The organism is Rhizobium sp. CF142 (genome assembly GCF_000281145.1).
Lineage (GTDB): Bacteria > Pseudomonadota > Alphaproteobacteria > Rhizobiales > Rhizobiaceae > Rhizobium.
Genome location: NZ_AJWE01000059.1, coordinates 1 through 17,370 on the forward strand (window position 1 = coordinate 1; position 17,370 = coordinate 17,370).

At 60.3% G+C, this 17,370-nt stretch carries 17 protein-coding genes; 5 read left to right on the forward strand and 12 right to left on the reverse strand.

Annotated features, from left to right (window positions below; all coding sequences use genetic code 11):
- Window positions 1–26: 26 nt before the first annotated feature.
- From PMI11_RS14705 to PMI11_RS14715, 3 genes are read right to left on the reverse strand one after another with little or no spacing between them, the layout of a single operon-like run.
- The gene (locus PMI11_RS14705) at window positions 27–272 is read right to left on the reverse strand and encodes a tautomerase family protein (protein WP_007818313.1); all 246 of its coding nucleotides are present in this window, start codon (window positions 270–272) and stop codon (window positions 27–29) included.
- Window positions 273–324: 52 nt separating this feature from the next.
- Window positions 325–1,038 (reverse strand): SDR family NAD(P)-dependent oxidoreductase, encoded by a 714-nt coding sequence (locus PMI11_RS14710; protein WP_007818316.1) that lies wholly within the window; start codon window positions 1,036–1,038, stop codon window positions 325–327.
- A gap of 48 nt (window positions 1,039–1,086) precedes the next feature.
- Window positions 1,087–1,869, reverse strand: coding sequence for an MBL fold metallo-hydrolase (locus tag PMI11_RS14715; RefSeq protein ID WP_007818318.1), 783 nt, complete (start codon window positions 1,867–1,869; stop codon window positions 1,087–1,089).
- A gap of 78 nt (window positions 1,870–1,947) precedes the next feature.
- On the opposite strand from PMI11_RS14715, the gene PMI11_RS14720 reads away from it, so the two are divergent.
- Window positions 1,948–2,835: a LysR family transcriptional regulator gene (locus tag PMI11_RS14720; RefSeq protein ID WP_007818319.1), complete on the forward strand. Its 888-nt coding sequence runs from the start codon at window positions 1,948–1,950 to the stop codon at window positions 2,833–2,835.
- A gap of 27 nt (window positions 2,836–2,862) precedes the next feature.
- Here PMI11_RS14720 and PMI11_RS14725 read toward each other — a convergent pair whose 3' ends face one another.
- The 7 genes from PMI11_RS14725 to PMI11_RS14755 form a co-directional block, all read right to left on the reverse strand.
- On the reverse strand, window positions 2,863–3,621 hold the full coding sequence (locus PMI11_RS14725; RefSeq protein WP_018115140.1) for a FadR/GntR family transcriptional regulator: 759 nt from the start codon (window positions 3,619–3,621) through the stop codon (window positions 2,863–2,865).
- Window positions 3,622–3,646: 25 nt separating this feature from the next.
- The gene (locus tag PMI11_RS14730) at window positions 3,647–4,708 is read right to left on the reverse strand and encodes a four-carbon acid sugar kinase family protein (protein ID WP_007818324.1); all 1,062 of its coding nucleotides are present in this window, start codon (window positions 4,706–4,708) and stop codon (window positions 3,647–3,649) included.
- On the reverse strand, window positions 4,705–5,697 hold the full coding sequence (locus PMI11_RS14735; protein ID WP_007818325.1) for an ABC transporter ATP-binding protein: 993 nt from the start codon (window positions 5,695–5,697) through the stop codon (window positions 4,705–4,707). The genes PMI11_RS14730 and PMI11_RS14735 overlap by 4 nt, the downstream gene beginning before the upstream one ends.
- Window positions 5,697–6,704 carry an ABC transporter ATP-binding protein gene (locus PMI11_RS14740; protein WP_007818326.1) on the reverse strand — a complete coding sequence of 336 codons (1,008 nt, stop codon included), beginning with the start codon at window positions 6,702–6,704 and terminating at the stop codon, window positions 5,697–5,699. The genes PMI11_RS14735 and PMI11_RS14740 overlap by 1 nt, the downstream gene beginning before the upstream one ends.
- Window positions 6,701–7,660 carry an ABC transporter permease gene (locus PMI11_RS14745; protein WP_007818327.1) on the reverse strand — a complete coding sequence of 320 codons (960 nt, stop codon included), beginning with the start codon at window positions 7,658–7,660 and terminating at the stop codon, window positions 6,701–6,703. The genes PMI11_RS14740 and PMI11_RS14745 overlap by 4 nt, the downstream gene beginning before the upstream one ends.
- 2 nt (window positions 7,661–7,662) lie before the next feature.
- A complete protein-coding gene (locus tag PMI11_RS14750) occupies window positions 7,663–8,619 on the reverse strand; it encodes an ABC transporter permease (protein WP_007818328.1) in 957 nt (318 codons plus the stop codon).
- 133 nt (window positions 8,620–8,752) lie between these two features.
- On the reverse strand, window positions 8,753–10,393 hold the full coding sequence (locus PMI11_RS14755; RefSeq protein WP_007818329.1) for an ABC transporter substrate-binding protein: 1,641 nt from the start codon (window positions 10,391–10,393) through the stop codon (window positions 8,753–8,755).
- A gap of 276 nt (window positions 10,394–10,669) precedes the next feature.
- Here PMI11_RS14755 and PMI11_RS14760 point away from each other — a divergent pair, with 276 nt between their 5' ends.
- The 4 genes from PMI11_RS14760 to pdxA all read left to right on the forward strand — a co-directional run bounded on the left by PMI11_RS14760 (window position 10,670) and on the right by pdxA (window position 15,247).
- A complete protein-coding gene (locus PMI11_RS14760) occupies window positions 10,670–11,575 on the forward strand; it encodes a dihydrodipicolinate synthase family protein (protein WP_007818330.1) in 906 nt (301 codons plus the stop codon).
- A gap of 11 nt (window positions 11,576–11,586) precedes the next feature.
- Window positions 11,587–12,771 carry a sialidase family protein gene (locus tag PMI11_RS14765; protein WP_007818331.1) on the forward strand — a complete coding sequence of 395 codons (1,185 nt, stop codon included), beginning with the start codon at window positions 11,587–11,589 and terminating at the stop codon, window positions 12,769–12,771.
- A 315-nt stretch (window positions 12,772–13,086) separates the two neighbouring features.
- The gene (locus PMI11_RS14770) at window positions 13,087–14,220 is read left to right on the forward strand and encodes an iron-containing alcohol dehydrogenase (protein ID WP_007818332.1); all 1,134 of its coding nucleotides are present in this window, start codon (window positions 13,087–13,089) and stop codon (window positions 14,218–14,220) included.
- A 28-nt stretch (window positions 14,221–14,248) separates the two neighbouring features.
- On the forward strand, window positions 14,249–15,247 hold the full coding sequence (gene pdxA / locus PMI11_RS14775; protein WP_007818334.1) for a 4-hydroxythreonine-4-phosphate dehydrogenase PdxA: 999 nt from the start codon (window positions 14,249–14,251) through the stop codon (window positions 15,245–15,247).
- Window positions 15,248–15,386: 139 nt separating this feature from the next.
- Here pdxA and PMI11_RS14780 read toward each other — a convergent pair whose 3' ends face one another.
- Together PMI11_RS14780 and PMI11_RS14785 are read right to left on the reverse strand one after the other, a co-directional pair.
- Entirely contained in the window at window positions 15,387–16,169 is a 783-nt protein-coding gene (locus PMI11_RS14780; protein WP_007818337.1) for a FadR/GntR family transcriptional regulator, read from the reverse strand.
- A gap of 194 nt (window positions 16,170–16,363) precedes the next feature.
- On the reverse strand, window positions 16,364–17,350 hold the full coding sequence (locus PMI11_RS14785; RefSeq protein ID WP_007818339.1) for a substrate-binding domain-containing protein: 987 nt from the start codon (window positions 17,348–17,350) through the stop codon (window positions 16,364–16,366).
- Window positions 17,351–17,370: the final 20 nt, after the last annotated feature.

Consider the following 17,370-nt stretch of genomic DNA (forward strand, 5'->3'; position numbering starts at 1 on the left):
TGGCGGCCTTGCGGGCCGCCACGACACTATTTCTGCTTTGCGGCTTTTTCCGCAAGCTGCTTGCGATATTCAGGCACAGGCAGACCGCCGACACCCCAGTTTTCCATCTCGACTTCATCGATGACGACGAAGGTGGAGTCATGCGGCTTGCCCATGATGTCGAAGAGCAGATCGCTGACACCCTTGATCAAGGCGGCCTTCTGCTCCGGCGTCGTGCTGGTCGCACCCGGAGCCGTGCCTTCACGCGTCACTTTGATATTCACATAAGGCATTGTCGTTCTCCTTGAAGGACGGGCGCCGTCCAGCGCCCAGTCCGTTTCCTTCCTACCAGCGACCGGCGTGCTGGCCGCCATCGACATTCAGCGTCTCGCCGGTGACGAAACCGGCACGCTCGAGATAGAGCACGGCGTCGACGACTTCGCTCACCTCACCCAGGCGGCCGACCGGATGCAGAGCGCTGAGGAAGGCGTGCGTTTCCGGCGCATGCATCGGCGTCCTGATGATGCCAGGCGCCACCGCATTCACGCGAATACCGCTCTTGGCATACTCGATGGCAAGCCCGCGGGTGACGGCGTCGAGACCGCCCTTGGTCAGCGTCGCAAGGCCCGTGGGAACGTCAGCGATCGGCTGATCCACAAGGGCCGTCGTGATCTGGACGATGTGACCATGGCCCTGCTTCAGCATCTGGGCAATGGCAAACTGCGTGACGTGGAAGAAGCCGGCAACGTTGACATTAATGACGTTGTTGAAGTCTTCAACCGTGTAATCGGTAAACGGCTTGCCGATGAAGATACCGGCATTGTTGATCAGCGTATCGACACGGCCGAAACGCTCGATGGCCGTCTTGACCACCTGTTCGGCCACGCCACGCTCGCCGATGCTGCCGGGTACTGCGACAATGCCTGCATCGGACGAAGGCTGGATGTTACGGGAATTGGCAATGACGACATAGCCTTCCTTGCGATAGGCTTCGACGATGCCTGCACCGATACCCTGCGAGGCACCGGTAACGATTGCGACTTTCTGTTCATTGCTCATGACATGTCTCCTTGGAAGATGGCGCTTTGCGCCATGTTTGAGAGGTGATCAGGCCGTCAGGTCGACGGCGAGTGGCTTGCCTTTTTCGAAGAGTTTCAGGCGATCTCTCAGGTTGAAGACCGAGAACGTATGCGCGAGCTGGTCCTGAGTTTCGCGGAAGTGCACCCAGCCTTCGTTATGCGCGGATACGAGGAGGGCGTTCGGGAAGGCGTGCGCCGCCTCCAGAGCGTCTTCGCTGCCCATCGTCACATGGAAGCGGCCACGGGGCTCGGCAGCGCCCGTAAACAACAGCACGACTTTGGGAGAAAAGAGCCGCGCAACCTCGGCCGTGCCCTCATACCAGACCGTGTCACCGGTCACGTAGAGAAGGTCGCCCGGTTTTTCGCGGCCGAGAGCGAAGCCGACTACATCGCCGGAAATCGGCTCGATACCGACAGGGCCGTGGCGGGCGGGTGTTGCCGTGACCAGCAGCTTCTCGCCGCCGGCGCCTTCCAGTGTGACGGTTTCGAAGGGTGCAAGGCCCAGCGCATTGCCGCCCAGCCGTTCCGCTCCAGCCTTCGTCGTGAAGGTGGTGCCGACCTCAGGGAGCATTGCCCGGCCGGCATTGTCGAGATTGTCGAAGTGCTGGTCGTGGCTCAAAAGAACCGCATCCAGGCGACCGACCTCTTCGACCGACAAGGCAGGGCCGGAGGTCTTTTCGAAACGGACCGGCGTTTCCTTGTAGAGGCCCGGCGGGTCGAAGGTCGGATCGGTTAGAAGCCGGAGCGTGCCGTATTCGATCAGCACGGTTGGCCCGCCGATAAGCGTGAGATTAAGATTGGAAGGGGTCATGTCGGCAACCTTTCTGTTTCGAGGTCGCCTCCTATTTAGTCCCGTTCCCTTCTGCGAAAAATTCGCTATTCTTTGCCAATGGCTGATAAAAAACGCACAGAGCCCGATTGGCAGGACATCCGGGTCTTCCTCGCATTGGGGCGACATGGCAGTCTGTCAGCGGCGGCCCGCACATTGCGCGTCAACCACGCAACGATTGCCCGCCGGCTTCATTCACTAGAGGAAACGCTCGGCGAAAAACTGGTCGAGCGCCGCCCCGACGGATATGTGCTCACACCCGCCGGAACCCGCGCACTCACCGCAGCAAGCGATATGGAAGCCTCCGTCCAGACGCTCGGACGGGGCTGGAAGGATAACACGCCGAAAGGCCTGGTGCGCATCAACGCTTCGCCCGCACTCTCGCAGGGCTTCCTGATCCCCCGTCTGGCGGAAATCACCAAACACTATCCGGGCCTCGACATCGACCTTGCGACTGACCTGCGCACCATAAGCCTTGAACGCCACGAGGCCGACATCGCCATACGCCTGGCAAAACCGCAGGACGGCGATCTCATTGCCAAGCAGCTCGCGACGATCGGATACGGATTTTACGGAACGCAGGAGGTTTGCCGGCAAGTCGAAAACGGCGCGGAACCTGTCTTTGTGGGATTTGACGAGGTGAACGGCTATGTGCCCGAGGCGATCTGGCTGGCCCGCCACTTCTCGCACGCGCGTGTGTCCTTCCGCGCCAACAATCAGGTTTCCCAGGCGATGGCTGCCAAGTCAGGAGCAGGTCTGGCACTCCTGCCGCATTACATCGGTCGCACGGAAAAAAACCTCTATACCTGCTCGCTCGAGCTCGTCCCACCGCCGCGGGAAGCCTGGCTTCTCACCCGACGCCAGCAGCGCAAGGATCTGCCGATCCGGACCGTCGCCGAATACATCACCAAGATGTTCGCGACGGAACGAGCTTTATTCGAGGAATGAGCCTCGACATCCCGAAGCCGGGCTTCCTCAGAAGGACAGATCGAGCACGCGTCCTTCGAACAGACGGTCGCGTGAACCCTCCAGGTGAGCGCGCATCAGGTCACGGGCATTCTCCGCCCTGCCCTCGGCGATCGCCTTGTAGATTTCGTTATGCTCCTGGTACACCTGCTCCAGGCCCGGCCGCGGGCCGAGCAGCGAAAGCCCGTGCAGATGCATGCCGACGGCGATATGCGCTTTCAGCGCATCCATGGAAGCGGTGTAATAGTGATTGTTGGCCGCCTCGGTGACGGCACGGTGGAAGACGAAGTCGGCATCCACCCGGTGTAGCTGATGACTTGTCGCTTCACGCAGATCCGCAAGGGCTGCGGCAATCTTCTGGATCGCGGCATCGTCGCGGCGCTTGGCGGCAAAATAGGCGGCAGCCGGCTCGATCGTCAGGCGGAATTCGTAGCAGCGCTGGATATCGGCGATCGTCTTGACCGGCGAATAGGCAAGCTGCGCCGTCGGCGAGCCATGCGCGCTGACGAAGGTGCCGGCCCCCTGCCTTGCATAGACAATCCCCTGCTCTCTGAGACGCGCCAGCGCATCGCGCACGATGGGGCGCGAGACGCCCAGCAGTGAGGCAAGTTCATGTTCGCCCGGAAGGCGTGAATCCGGCGGATAGTTGCCGGCGCGGATACGCTCCATCAGCTGATCGAAGACACGGTCGACCAGCTTCACGGCCCTGCCTGGCCGGGCTGCTGGCGCCGCTTCCGGATTCACCGATCCGCCATTCGCTTCATCCACTCTCATTCTCCCTGCTGGCATTCGCTCAAGCCGCCTGATTCCGAACGATCAGTCTTAGCAAACTATCGGAATTGCCGAAGCCCCCCGACTTGACGGCACACCGGAATTGCCGCCCGTTGACGCCGGTCACGTCGAACCACGGAATACCGGCCTCGATTTCCCCCTTAGGCAACAGGACCGAAACGCCCAGTTCGCGAAAAACGGCAAGCGCAGTATCGCCGCCGCCCACCATGATCATGTCCGGGTTCGTATCATCTATGACCGATTTCACGCCCTGCGCAAAGCGAGTGGCAACGAGTGCGGCATCGCTGTTCATCTCGCCCGTGCAGCGCATCAGCACCGGCAGCGCTAGGCCCTCGCCGCTTTCGACCACGCCCATCGGCGCATCCACGACGACACGCAGCGCACCGGAAGCTTCCAGACGATCCATCTGCCCGGAAGTGATCGGATCCCGTGAGCCGAAGGCAAAGAGTGTTTTTCGCGTCGCAAGAAATTCCGGCATCAGCCGCGCAGTTCCGCCGAGCCGGCGCGCCAGGGCGGAACCCAGACCACGGGCACCGACGGCAAGGGTGGAAAGCCAGTCGTTCTCCGTGACGACAATATCGAGATCGGCATCGTCTTCGGCATCGGCAACCATCACGTCGCGGCCAGACCCTGCGAAGAGGCCGGCTATCGGCAAGGGATGCTCCACACCGCGCCCGACCACGCAGCCACGATATGTGATCCGCTCCTGATCGGGAATGGCGGGCGCCATGAGGATTGTCTTGAGATCAAGCACATCGGCGAGCGCAATGCTTTCGGCTGCGACATTGCCCTTCAGTCGGGAGTCGATCTTCTTCATGAAGATGGCCGACCCGGCGGCGCGCAGGGTCTCGGCAACGGCCCGCACTCGTGCGGCCGCATCCGCTTCCGGCAACCCGCGCGAAGCAGTATTGACGACAACGACTTCGGCGCCAGTTTCCAGCGCCTTGCCGGCCGCTTCGACATCGATCGCCACGGCGACTGACAGCCCGGCCTCCACGAAGGGAGTGCCCGTATCGAGCGAGCCAGTCAGGTCGTCAGCAATGATGGCGACTTTCAGCGTCATGAAGTCTGCCCCGGATTGACGGCATGGCAGGCAACGAGATGGCCGGGCTTTGCTTCCTTCCATTCCGGAATGACCTTGCTGCAAACCTCCATGGCGATCGGGCAGCGCGTATGGAAACGACAGCCTGTCGGCGGATTCAGCGGGCTTGGCACATCACCCTGCAGGATCTGACGCTTGCGCGTGCGCTCAAGCTGCGGATCGGTCTCCGGCACGGCCGACAGCAGCGCCTTCGTATAGGGATGCAGCGGATTGTCGAAAAGCTCTTCGCGCGTTGCAAGCTCGGCCAGACGACCGAGATACATGACGCCGACGCGCGTACTGATATGGCGCACGACGGCCAGGTCATGGGCGATGAAGAGATAGGTCAGGCCGTATTTTTCCTGCAGGTCGAGCAGCAGATTGATGATCTGCGCCTGGATCGAAACGTCAAGCGCCGAGATCGCCTCGTCGCAGACGATGAACTTCGGCTGGCAGGCAAGCGCGCGGGCAATGACCACGCGTTGGCGCTGACCGCCCGAGAGCTCATGCGGATAGCGCTGGGCAAAACGTGTCGGCAGGCCGACATCGGTGAGCAGTGCCGCGACCTTGTCCTTCAGCTCGGCCTTGGTGGCAAGCTTGTGGAAGAGGATCGGCTCGCCGATCGCCTCGCCGACCGTCATGCGCGGGTTCAGCGTCGAATAGGGATCCTGGAAGACGATCTGCAGGTCGCGGCGGAAGGGCCGCATCTGCTTTTCATCGAGCGTCGCAAGATCCTGGCCCTTGTAGACCACCTTGCCGCTGGTCGCCTTGTAGAGATTGAGGATGGTGAAGCCGGTCGTCGACTTGCCGCAGCCGGATTCGCCGACGAGGCTCAGCGTCTCGCCTTCCATGATCTCGAGATTGACATTGTCGAGCGCATAGACGGTCGCCGAGCGCTCGCCGAAAGCACCGAGCTTGACGTGGAAATGCTTGACGAGGTTTTCGACTTTCAGCAGCGGTTGAGCACCCATCACGCAGCCTCCTGCATTCTCTGGACGACGAAACAGGCAGCGCGATGCGCGCTGTTACCGGAAATCGGCTCGAGCCGCGGCACACGCTCATGACAGACGGCTTCGGCCAGCGGGCAGCGTGGCGCAAAGGGGCAGCCTTTCGGCCGGCGGCCGGGCTCCGGCGGCGTGCCGCCGATCGAGGACAGGCGACTTGCTGGCGCGTCCGAAAGCTTCGGGATCGAGGACAAGAGGCCACGCGTATAGGGATGGCTGGGACGAGCATAAAGCTCGTCCACAGGCGCATCTTCCACGACCGTGCCGGCATAAAGCACGGCGACGCGATCGACGAGACCCGCAATCAGCGCGAGGTCGTGGGTGATCCAGACGACGGACATGCCGAGCTTGGCGCGCAGATCCTTCACCAGATCGACGATCTGCGCCTGGATCGTCACGTCGAGCGCGGTGGTCGGCTCGTCAGCGATCAGAAGCTTCGGATTGCACGCAAGGCCGATCGCGATCATCACGCGCTGGCGCATGCCGCCGGAAAGCTCATGCGGATAGGCCATCAGCCGCTCTTCCGGCCCGGGAATGCCGACAAGGCGCAGAAGCTCGACGGCACGCGCACGGGCATCCGCCTTCGAAATCTTGCGATGATAGATCAGCGGCTCGCAGATCTGGTCGCCGATGCGCATCACCGGATTGAGCGAGGTCATCGGATCTTGGAAGACGAAGCCGACATCGCCGCCGCGCACCTTGCGCAACTCGCCGTTCGACATCTTCTGCAGGTCGCGGCCGTCGAACGTCGCCGAACCCTTCGTGACCTTGATCTTGTTCGGCAGGAGCCGCATCAGGCTCAGCATCGTCAGGCTCTTGCCGCAGCCGGATTCACCGACGACGCCAAGCGTCTCGCCCTTGTTGACGTAGAGATCGATGCCATCGACGACGACGGCGGGGCCGCGGCGCGTATCGATCTCGATGGTGAGATCCTTCACGTCCAGCAGGCGTTCATTGGTGGTTGCGTTCATCATTTGCTGCCCCGCGGATTGAGTGCGTCGTTGAGGCCATCGCCAAGGAAGCTGAAGGCTACCGAAGCAAGGCCGAGCACGGCCGCCGGAGCGGCGAGGAGATGCGGATAATGCTGCCAGACGCGCAGGCCGTCCGAGATCATGTTGCCCCAGCTGGGGGTTGGCGGATTGACGCCGACACCGAGGAAACTGAAGGCGCTTTCCAGCACCATGGCAGTGCCGAGGCCGGCGCTGACGGAAACGATCAGCGGACCAAGCGCATTCGGCACGATATAGCGCAGAATGACGATCCAGTTGGAAAGGCCTAGCGCCTGTGCCGCCATGACGTAAGGACGATTGCGGATCGACAGAACCTGGGCGCGGACGAGGCGCGCATAAGGCGGCCAGGAGATCAGCGCCATCGAGCCGAAGACCAGCAGGAAATCCACCCAGACGGTCTGACGATAGAAGGGATTGAGGGTCGCGAGATACTGCGCCTCCATCCATTTGGTAATCGGCGTCTTCAACGATGCATTGATGACGACGACCAGGAGCAAGTTCGGCACCGACATTGTCACATCGGTCAGCCACATGATGGCCCGGTCGTAGGGATTGCCGAAGAAGCCGGCAATGGCGCCGAGCAGAAGCCCGATCAGCACCGCGATGAAGGTGACGATGACGGCGACGAGAAAGGCCGTGCGCGTACCGAACACAATACGGCTGAAGACGTCGCGACCAAGATCGTCAGTACCGAAGAAATGGGCCAGCGACGGCGGCGCATTTCGCGAGGCGAGATCCTGGCTGAGATAGTCATAGGGCGTCAGCGCGGGGCCGAAGATCGCCGTGAAGGCGAGTATCACAATCACGATCAGGCCGAAGATCGCAAGTTTGTTGCGCTTCAGGCGATGCCAGGCATCGCGCCACAGGTTGACCGGCGGCTCCTCGGCCGTGTCGATCGTCGAAAGAGGAATAGCGGACATGATCAGCGGCTCCTTCTGGAATCATTGGCGCGCGGATCGAGCAGCGGGTAGAGCACATCGACCAGCAGGTTCGACACCATGACCAGGAAGGATCCGATCAGGGTGATCGCGAGAATAACGGGATAATCGGAATTGGTGAGCGCCTGCACGGTCAATCGGCCGAGACCCGGCAGGCCGAAGACGAGCTCGACGAAGATGGCGCCGTTGACGATGGTGATCATGATGAGGCCAAGCTGCGTCACAACGGGCGTCAGCACCGGACGCAGGATATGCTTCAGCGCCACCACGATTTCCGGCACGCCCTTGGCACGCGCGGTGCGAACGAAATCCTCCGACAGTACCTCGATGACGGCGGCGCGCGTCTGGCGCACGATCAGCGCGATCGGCTGGAAGGAGAGCACGATGAGTGGCAGAAGGATGCGCACGTCGAAGACGCCGCCCCAGCCATAGGGCACCTTGATCATCGGCAGCAGCACGATCAGCGCCACCATCAGCAGCGGACCTGCGACATAAGCCGGGATCGCCCAGAGGAAGAGCGCCGTACCGAGGATCGTGTAGTCGACGCGGTTGTTCTGGTTGAGAGCGGCGATCATACCGAGCGGGATCGCAACGACCGTCGTCAGGATGATGGAACAGAGCGCAAGCTGGAAAGAGACGGGAGCAGCTGCCGAAACCATTGCCCAGACGGAGCGGCCTGACGTCAGCGAATTGCCGAACTGCCCGTGCAGGAGGTTCCAGATGTAAAGACCGAACTGCTCGATGAAGGGCTTGTTGAGACCCGCACTTTCGCGGATCGCCTCGATACGCTGCGGGTTGTAGGCGACGTCACCGGGCGCGCGAAGGAAGATCAGCTTGATCGGATCGCCGGCACCATAAAAAGCCATCGCGTAGACGGCCATCATCACGACCAGGACAGACGGAATCCAGATGGCAAACCGCGTGAGCACATAGCGTAGCAAGGCCACCTCCCATTCTTGCCCGGCGCATTCCCGCGGGAGGGCCGCAGCCGCCGGTTCTTCTTGAAATATAGCGCGAAGGCCTTTCGGCCTTCGCGCCGCTGCTTTGGCCGCATCATGCGGCCCTGCTATCGGCTCAGCCGATGGAAACATCCCAGGGAGCCACGACCTGCCAGTCGAGGTTCTTTTCCATTGCCTTGACCTCCTTGGTTGCCCAGCGCGACATCGCCTGAGAGTACCACGGAAGGAAAGCCCAGTCGTCGCGGAAGGCCTTCTGGGCCTCCTGCGCGAGCTTCACGCGATCGGGATCGTCGGCAGCCTTGGTTGCGGCTTCGGCAAGCAGGCTGTCCACCTTGTCGTTCTTGTATCCGCCGAGCTTGTTCTGGGCGTTGGACGAGGTGGAGGCGATCGAACCGGCGAGATAGGAGACCGCATCGGGAACACGCGTACCGACGTCATCACGGAAGATCTGAACCGAGTTCTGGTCCGGGCCCGCATAGGCGTCCTGCTGCGGCTTCATGTCGACGGCGGTGATGCCAAGGTTCTGGCGCCACTGCTCGGCGATGAACTGAGCGGCCGCCTGGATCGCCGGGCCGGAAATGCCGACGAACAGCAGCTTCGGAAGACGCTCCGGACCGCCATAGCTCGATTCCGCCAGCAGCTTCTTGGCCGCTGCCGGATCATACGGATAGGGCTCGAAGCCGGAATTATCTGCACCCGGAACCGAGTTCAGGATCTGGTCGGCCTTCTTGTGCGGACCATCCGGATAGGACGCCTTGAACAGGCCGTCGCGATCGACGGCCATGATCAGCGCCTGGCGAACCTTGGGGTCATCCATCGGCGCGCGCGACGTGTTGAACCAGAAATGCTGGCTGGTCGGGATGAGCGGACCGGCAGAGAATTCCGGGCCGAGATCCTGGATGATCGTCGAAGTGACGAGCTCGGTGTGAGCATTGTATTCGCCGGACTTGATCAGCGAGGTCGCAGTCACGTTGTCTTCGATCGAGCTGATCTCGATGCGGGCGAGCTTCGGCTTCGGTCCGAAGAATTTCTCGTTCGGCTCGAAGGTCAGCGTGCCGGCATCGATATCAAGGGCCGTCAGCTTGAAGGGACCGGAATAGACGGCGCTGCTATCAGGCTTGTACCAATCGGCCACTTCCTCACCGTCGCTGCCGCGCGACTGGGCGGCCTTGGTGATCGGGACGATGTGATTGGCAAGGCGCATGAAGAAGATCGGATCTGCTTGCGTCAGCGTGCAGACAATCGTCGATTCATCGGGCGTTGTTACGCCGGTCAGCTCCTTGGCGGCGCCGGCAGAGATTTCCTTGTAGCCCTGCACCTTGCTCAGCACCTGGTCGACGCGCTGGTTCTTGGTACTGGGCATCGAAGAAACTTCCCAGGAGCCCTTGATATCAGCCGCGGTGATCTTGCTGCCATCGGAGAAGACTGCCTTCGGGTCGATCTTGAACGTCCAGACCTTCTTGTCTGGCGAGTCCCAGCTCATGAAGACGTAAGGCTGGATCTTGCCCTCGGCGTCGAAATACATCGGCGATGCCCACCAGAAGGAGTTCCAGCGGAAGGTTCTGCCGCCACCGCGCAGCGGCGACCAGTCCTGGTCGAAGGCTGGATTGATGGCCTTCAGGACCTGTCCGTCCTGCGCCATGACGATGCGCGCGCTCGCACCGAAGAGCGAGAAGCCGACACCGGCCGCAAGGCCGAGCTTCAGCGCTTCGCGACGGGAAATCTGCGAAAAGTTTTGGTCACTACCAATTGTCATTTGCTCCTCCATGGCAAATAGCGCGCCTTTCGAAAGACCTCCCCGAAGCTGCGCGATATGGCGCTGACATTTGCGCGATAATGTAAATCTGTCAATGAAAAATAACGAACGAAAGATTAAAAGCGAAGATATCAATTATTTAGTTTGTAAAATCAATAACTTAAAAATTAGCACGCGGAGTTTTCAAATTTGTAAGATTGACAACTGCACCACATTGAGATGAATACGACAGCGTAGGAACGTGCCGGGAAGGCCCGGTCTGACGAGGAGGATACTTTGAGCAATCACAAGATTACAGGCGTCTATAGCGCCGCCACCACCCCTCTCAATACCGATAGCAGCCCGGATCTCGGCCTTTTCACCGAACATTGCCAGCGGCTGATCGAAGAAGGCTGCCACGGCGTGGCACTGCTCGGAACGACGGGCGAAGCCAATTCCTTCTCTTCCCCCGAACGCCGCGTGATCCTCGAAGCGGCACTGAAGGCCGGCATTCCAGCCGACAAACTGCTGCCGGGCACCGGCGTCGTCGCCATTCCCGAGACGGTCGAACTGACGAAGCATGCGCTTTCGCTCGGCGTTACCAAGGTGGTCATGCTGCCACCCTTCTACTACAAGGGCGTCTCCGACGAGGGGCTGTTCGCTGCCTATGCGCAGATCCTGGAGAAGATCGGCGATACCAGGCTGCAGGTGATCCTCTATCATATCCCGCAGGTCTCAGGCGTTCCACTCTCCATTCCGCTGATCAGCCGGCTGGTCGAAGCCTTTCCGGAAACGGTCGTCGGCATCAAGGAATCTGCAGGCGATTTCAACAACATGCAGGCGATCATCGCAGCCTGCCCTGGCTTCTCGGTGCTCTGTGGTGCCGACCCACTGCTGCTGCCGCTCCTGAAGGCCGGCGGCGCCGGTTGCATTACCGCGACCTCGAACCTCGTCGCAAATTCGCTGCGCACGGTCTACGACCATGTCCACGACGAGGCAAAGAGCACCGACGTCGAGGCTGCGCAGGCACGCATCAATGCCTTCCGCACCCTGTCGAACTCCTATGTCCAGATCCCGACGATCAAGGCCATGGTCGGCCTGAAGACCGGCAATGCCGGCTGGCGGCGCACGCGCCCGCCGCTGGTGCCGCTCAATGATGCCGAATATGCGGCACTCGCCGAAGGCTACGCAAAGCTGCCGTAAAGGAGGATGCCATGCAAACGACAGGTTTGAAGCCCGAGGACATTCCGGCGTTGATGGACGGTGTCCTCAGGGCAAATACCGCCCAGACTGACCGCTTTGACGCCTATCTGCCCTCTCCCTGCATCCAGAACCATGCCGCCAATCTCGCTTTTCTGGCCGATGGCACGCTGACCTGCGTCTGGTTTGGCGGCACGATGGAAGGCATGGGCGACATCTCGATTTACATGTCGCGGCTGGCGCCCGGCACGGATTGCTGGTCCGAACCGGAGAAAATGTCTGACGATCCGGCAAAATCCGAACAGAATCCCTTGATTTTCAATGCACCGGATGGTCGGGTCTGGCTGCTTTACACCTCGCAGACATCTGGCGATCAGGATGGCGCAGTTGTCAAATGCCGGATCTCCGAAGATGGTGGCAAGAGTTTTGCGCCGCCCACCATTCTCTGCGACCTGCCCGGCACCTTCGTGCGCCAGCAGATTGTCGTAAATGGCAAAGGCGACTGGTTACTTCCCATCTTCCGCTGCATCAGCCTGCCCGGTCAGCGCTGGAGCGGCGATGCCGACACCGCAGGCGTTCTGATCTCCCACGACGGCGGAAAGAGCTGGCAGATGAAGGAGATAGAAGGCAGCCTGGGCGCCGTGCACATGAATATCGTGCCGCTTGAGGGCGATAGGATGATCGCCTTCTTCCGCGATCGTTATTCAGAGAATATTCGCGCCTCGCTGTCATTAGACCAAGGCGAGACCTGGAGTGCGCCGGAGCCGACCAATCTGCCTAACAATAACTCCTCGATCCAGGCCGTAGGGCTGACGGACCGGAGAATAGCGATGGTTTACAACCACAGCAACGCTGCGTCCTCCGATGCGCGGCGCCACTCGCTCTATGACGAAATCGAAAGCGACAAGGCGCCTGTCGCGGAAATTTCGAGCATGCCGGCCAGAAAGGCCATCTGGGGTGTCCCGCGCGCGCCGCTTAGCCTTGCGGTTTCTACCGATACAGGCGGTTATTTCGAGCGCAAGTTCGATCTCGATACCGGCGACGGTTACTGCCTGAGCAACAATTCGAAGGATATGCTCAATCGCGAGTTCTCCTATCCCTCCATCACACAGGGACCGGATGGCGCGCTGCATGTAGCCTATACCTATTACCGACGCGCCATCAAATATGTGCGTCTTCCATTGGAATCAATTGCTTAGAAGCAATCGCAAGTGCGGGGAGGCCGAATGTATGGAACACTTCGGCCTCCCCATGCACGTCCTTATTTTTACAAATACACGACAAGCGATTGGCAAGCTGGCTCAACCAGACGAGCCCATTGTCGCGCTGCAATAATAATCATTATATATCAACTGCTTAAGCAACAAAAGAAACATAGAAAATACCCTCAATTTGCCGAGAATTGATCGACAGATGAGAAAAACCCTCATTCATTCTTGCCAAAAACGATAGGACAGGATAACAAATTTACATCATTGACGGTCAAGTCCGTCACGCATCGGGGAGGACCGTATATGGTCAGTTTGGATTCACCTATTACCGTTGTCCGGCCACACCTGATCGAGTTCGGTGTCGGAACTGCGGGGAAGTTGGGCGCCTGGGCGGCCGGCAAGGGTTATTCGCGAACGCTGGTTATCTCGGATGCTTTCAATGCCGCACGCATCGATGTGCTGCAGCTGAAGGGTGAGGTTTCGGTCTTCTCTGATGTGACGCCCGAGCCGGATATTGCCAATCTCGACAAAGTGCTCGCCGCGGCAGAAGCGACACAGGCTGAGCTTATCGTCGGCTTCGGCGGCGGGAGTGCCATGGATCTTGCCAAGCTCGCTGCCGTGCTTGCCGGCTCGCAGCAGACGCTTCGCGAAGTTGTCGGCCCGAACAAGGTGCAGAGGGCGCGCAAGGCAGCGCTCGCGCAGGTGCCGACCACATCGGGCACGGGCAGCGAGGCCGGCATCCGCGCGCTCGTCACCGACCCCGAGACCAAGGCTAAACTCGCGGTCGAGAGCCTTCACATGCTCGCTGATATCGCCGTCATCGACCCGTCGCTGACCTTCTCCGTTCCCGCCAGAACCACTGCGGCAACCGGCGTCGATGCGATGGCGCATTGCGTCGAGGCCTTCACCAATCGCAAGGCGCATCCGATGATCGACATGTATGCGATCGAGGGAACGCGGCTCGTCGGCAAGTATCTTGCAAGAGCCGTGCGCGACGGCTCGGATGCCGAAGCCCGTGCCGGGCTTTCGCTGGCCTCACTCTATGGCGGCTTCTGCCTTGGCCCAGTCAATACCGCTGGCGGCCATGCACTCGCCTATCCGCTCGGCACCCGCTGGCATGTCGCCCATGGCGCGGCCAATGCACTGATCTTCCCGCATGTTCTCGCCTTCAACACGCCGGCCGTGCCGGAAAAGACGAAGGCGGTCATGGAAGCGCTTGGCTACGACACATCCGATACCGTCAAATCGGTCTTCGATGCGGCCTATGCCTTCTGCGCCGAACTCGGCATCGAAATGACGCTTTCCGGCCTCGGTGTGCCGGAAAGCGATCTCGACGCCATGGCCGACGATGCTTTCGCGATCCGCAGGCTGCTCGATAACAACCCGCGCGACTTGACGCGCACTGACATACGCTCGATCTACGAAGCAGCCTATTGAGGCAGGGCTTTCAAGAGGAATTAGACTGATGGACAGAAATGCAAAAGTCGCAGTAACCCTCGGCGACCCCGCCGGCGTAGGCCCTGAAGTGATCGTCAAGGCGCTGGCTGCACTGCCGGCCGCCGAACGGCGCGATTTCGTCATCGTTGGCAATGCCGAAGCATTGGAACGCGCTGCGCGCGCCACCGACGTCAGCCTTAATTTTGGCCCCTCCGCCTCCGAAGACGGAAACACCATCGCCGTCGATGAGGTGGCGCTTGGCGCCCCCCTCCCCGAAATCGGCAAGGTCAGCCCGGTCGCAGGCGACGCATCCGTTCGCTACATCGCCCGCGCTGTCGATCTCGCAATGTCGAAGGAAGCCGACGTCATCGTCACGGCGCCGATCAACAAGGAAGCCATGAACCTCGCCGGCCATCATTTCGATGGCCATACCGGCCTGCTGGCGCATCTGACCGGTTCCAAGAGCTCTTTTATGCTGCTCGCCTCCGAGCGGCTGAACACCATTCACGTCTCCACCCACATCTCGCTGAAGGGTGCGATCGAACGGGCCAAGACTGAGCGCGTGCTGGCAACGATCGAAGCCGGCCACAATCACTTCATGCGGCTCGGCAAGAAAGCCCGCATCGCCGTTGCCGGTCTCAACCCGCATTGCGGCGAAAACGGCCTCTTCGGAACCGAAGACACGGAATTCCTGGCACCTGCCGTCGAGCTCGCCCAGGCCAAGGGTATCGATGTGGTCGGCCCGATCTCTGCCGATACGGTCTTCGCCCGTGCCTATAATGGCGCCTTCGACCTCGTCATCGCCCAGTACCATGACCAGGGCCACATCCCGATCAAACTCGTCGCTTTTGAGACCGCCGTGAACGTCTCCCTCGGCCTGCCGATCGACCGCGTCTCGGTCGATCATGGCACCGCCTTCGACATCGCCGGAACCGGCCGCGCCAACCACGTCAATATGCTGTCAGCCATCGCATATGCGCGGCTGATGGCGAGATCGCCGCGCGGGGCCACAGCGCTGGCCTCCTAAGCAACGGGTTTTAAATTTAAGCTCTTGGCCAACAAAAAGCCCGCTTGAGAGCGGGTTTTTCCGTCGGTGATTAGGCGCTATTTCAAGATACGCACCCGGGACTGGCGACCGATCCCTCAGCCGGACAGGATACAAATTTCTATCGTGACCACCGTGCTATGATTTGGTCTGTATTTGCCAGCACCTTACGGACTGCGTTGCGCGCCATGTTCGGTCGCTGCAATCGGATGCTTTTCTCAATATTTTCGTGAAGTTTCAGCACGTATAGCAAATTGTCTTCCTCACGCGTGACATGAGTGAAGAGGTGGTTCAGCGCCGATTCGATCAATACACCGAGCGGCACCAGCAGATCGTTTCCGGAGGCGCTCAAGATCGCGATGTGAAATCGCGCATCGGCTTCTGTTCGCTGCTGGAGTGATGTCGCGTGACCCATATCATGCAGGGCCTGGCTGATCGCGTTCATTTGCTCCTCGGTTCGGCGCTCAGCAGCAAGCGCGGTCGCTTCCGGCTCGATGATATGCCTCAGTTCCTGCACGGTCCTCAGAAACGATTCGCGATCGGGTGATGCGGCATACCAGCCCAATACATCCCGATCCAACAGGTTCCAACGTTCCTTGGGCTCGACCCAACTGCCGATTTTCGGGCGGGAGGAAAGCAAGCCCTTGGCCATCAGCATCTTGATCGCTTCGCGCACCGCCGACCGGCTGACTTCAAAGACTTGCGACCATTTTGCCTCGTTTGGCAGGATCGTGCCGGGCGGATAGTCACCGCGCACGATTCGGAGGCCGATCTCGCCCGCCAAAGATACATGAACACTCGCCCCAGTCATGCGGGGAGCATTTGGGCGCCTTGTGGTGGCTGAGCGGTCAACCACCGCCACCTCGACCGGAGTCGTCGGCCTTCCCGATTTCTTGTCAGGCATCTACTTCTACTGCCCCAGCATTCTTTCGACTGTCTGCACGTATTATCAAAACAATCGTAATAACGAGGAAGTCGCCTGCGATTGGATCCGGCACAAAGCGCGGAATTCAGAGCACGTCAAGCCCTGCAGATCTTTCGATCCGTTTCGTGGAGGCAGTCGGCGCACCCTTGTACCGGGTGCGCCAAACCGCGAGCCTACTTTTGAATGCAGGTATCGACTGTGTCCTTCGTGCACTCGTCGAGCCCGGTGAATACCGGATCTTCAACTGCCTTGCCGGCAATCAGATCCATCATCACCGTAGGTGCCTTATAGCCCATCTCGAACGGCCGTTGGCCGACGAGTGCGGTCACCAGGCCTTCTCTCGCAATAGCAACCTCGTCACCGATCGTGTCGGCGGCACCGATGACGAAATCGTTGCTGGCGATCTTGGCGGCCATCGGCTTGAACAGGTCACGATAGGGTTGCGGCGCGCCGAACAATGGCCAGCCGCCCATGATGCCGAATGCGTCGAGGTCGGAATTGGCCGCCAGGATATCGGTCATTGCCTGCACACCCTTGGCGCCGTCATCATTGGTGAAGACCGGGCAGCCGGCGACTTCCGTCCAACCGCCCTCGCCTTTCAGCGCGGTCAGCCCTTTCTGGCCAGTGAGCGTGTCACGCATACCTTGGGCACGACGTAGAATATTGTCCGCTCCCGGATTGCCTTCGATTGTGCAGATCTTGCCGCCCTTCGGCTTGGCCTTCTTGATGTATTCGCCGATGCGTGCGCCCATCAGATAGTTGTCGGTGCCGAGATAGGTCTTGCGCAACGCTGCATCCTCGGCTGCAAGATCGGCATCGAGCGTCATCACCGGAACCGTCGGATTGGCGGTCTTCAGGGTCTGGGCGATGAGCTTTGCATTTGACGGCGAAATCGCGATTGCAGCCGTATCTGCCTTGCCCAACATATCCTGCACGATCTGCGCTTCGCCGGCTTCATCGGATGTCGATGCCGGACCGGTGTAGAAGCACTCATATTCCGCAGTCGGGTTTTCCTTGTTCCACTTCTGGCAACCTTGATTGATTGCTTCGAAGAACGGATTGTCGAGGCCCTTGACGACGATGACGAGTTGCTTCTTGGCCAGGGCCTGCCCCGCTGTCAGTGCTAAAACTGCGGCTGTAAGTAGTAATGCCTTCCTCATGGTTTCCTCCCTTGAAACAG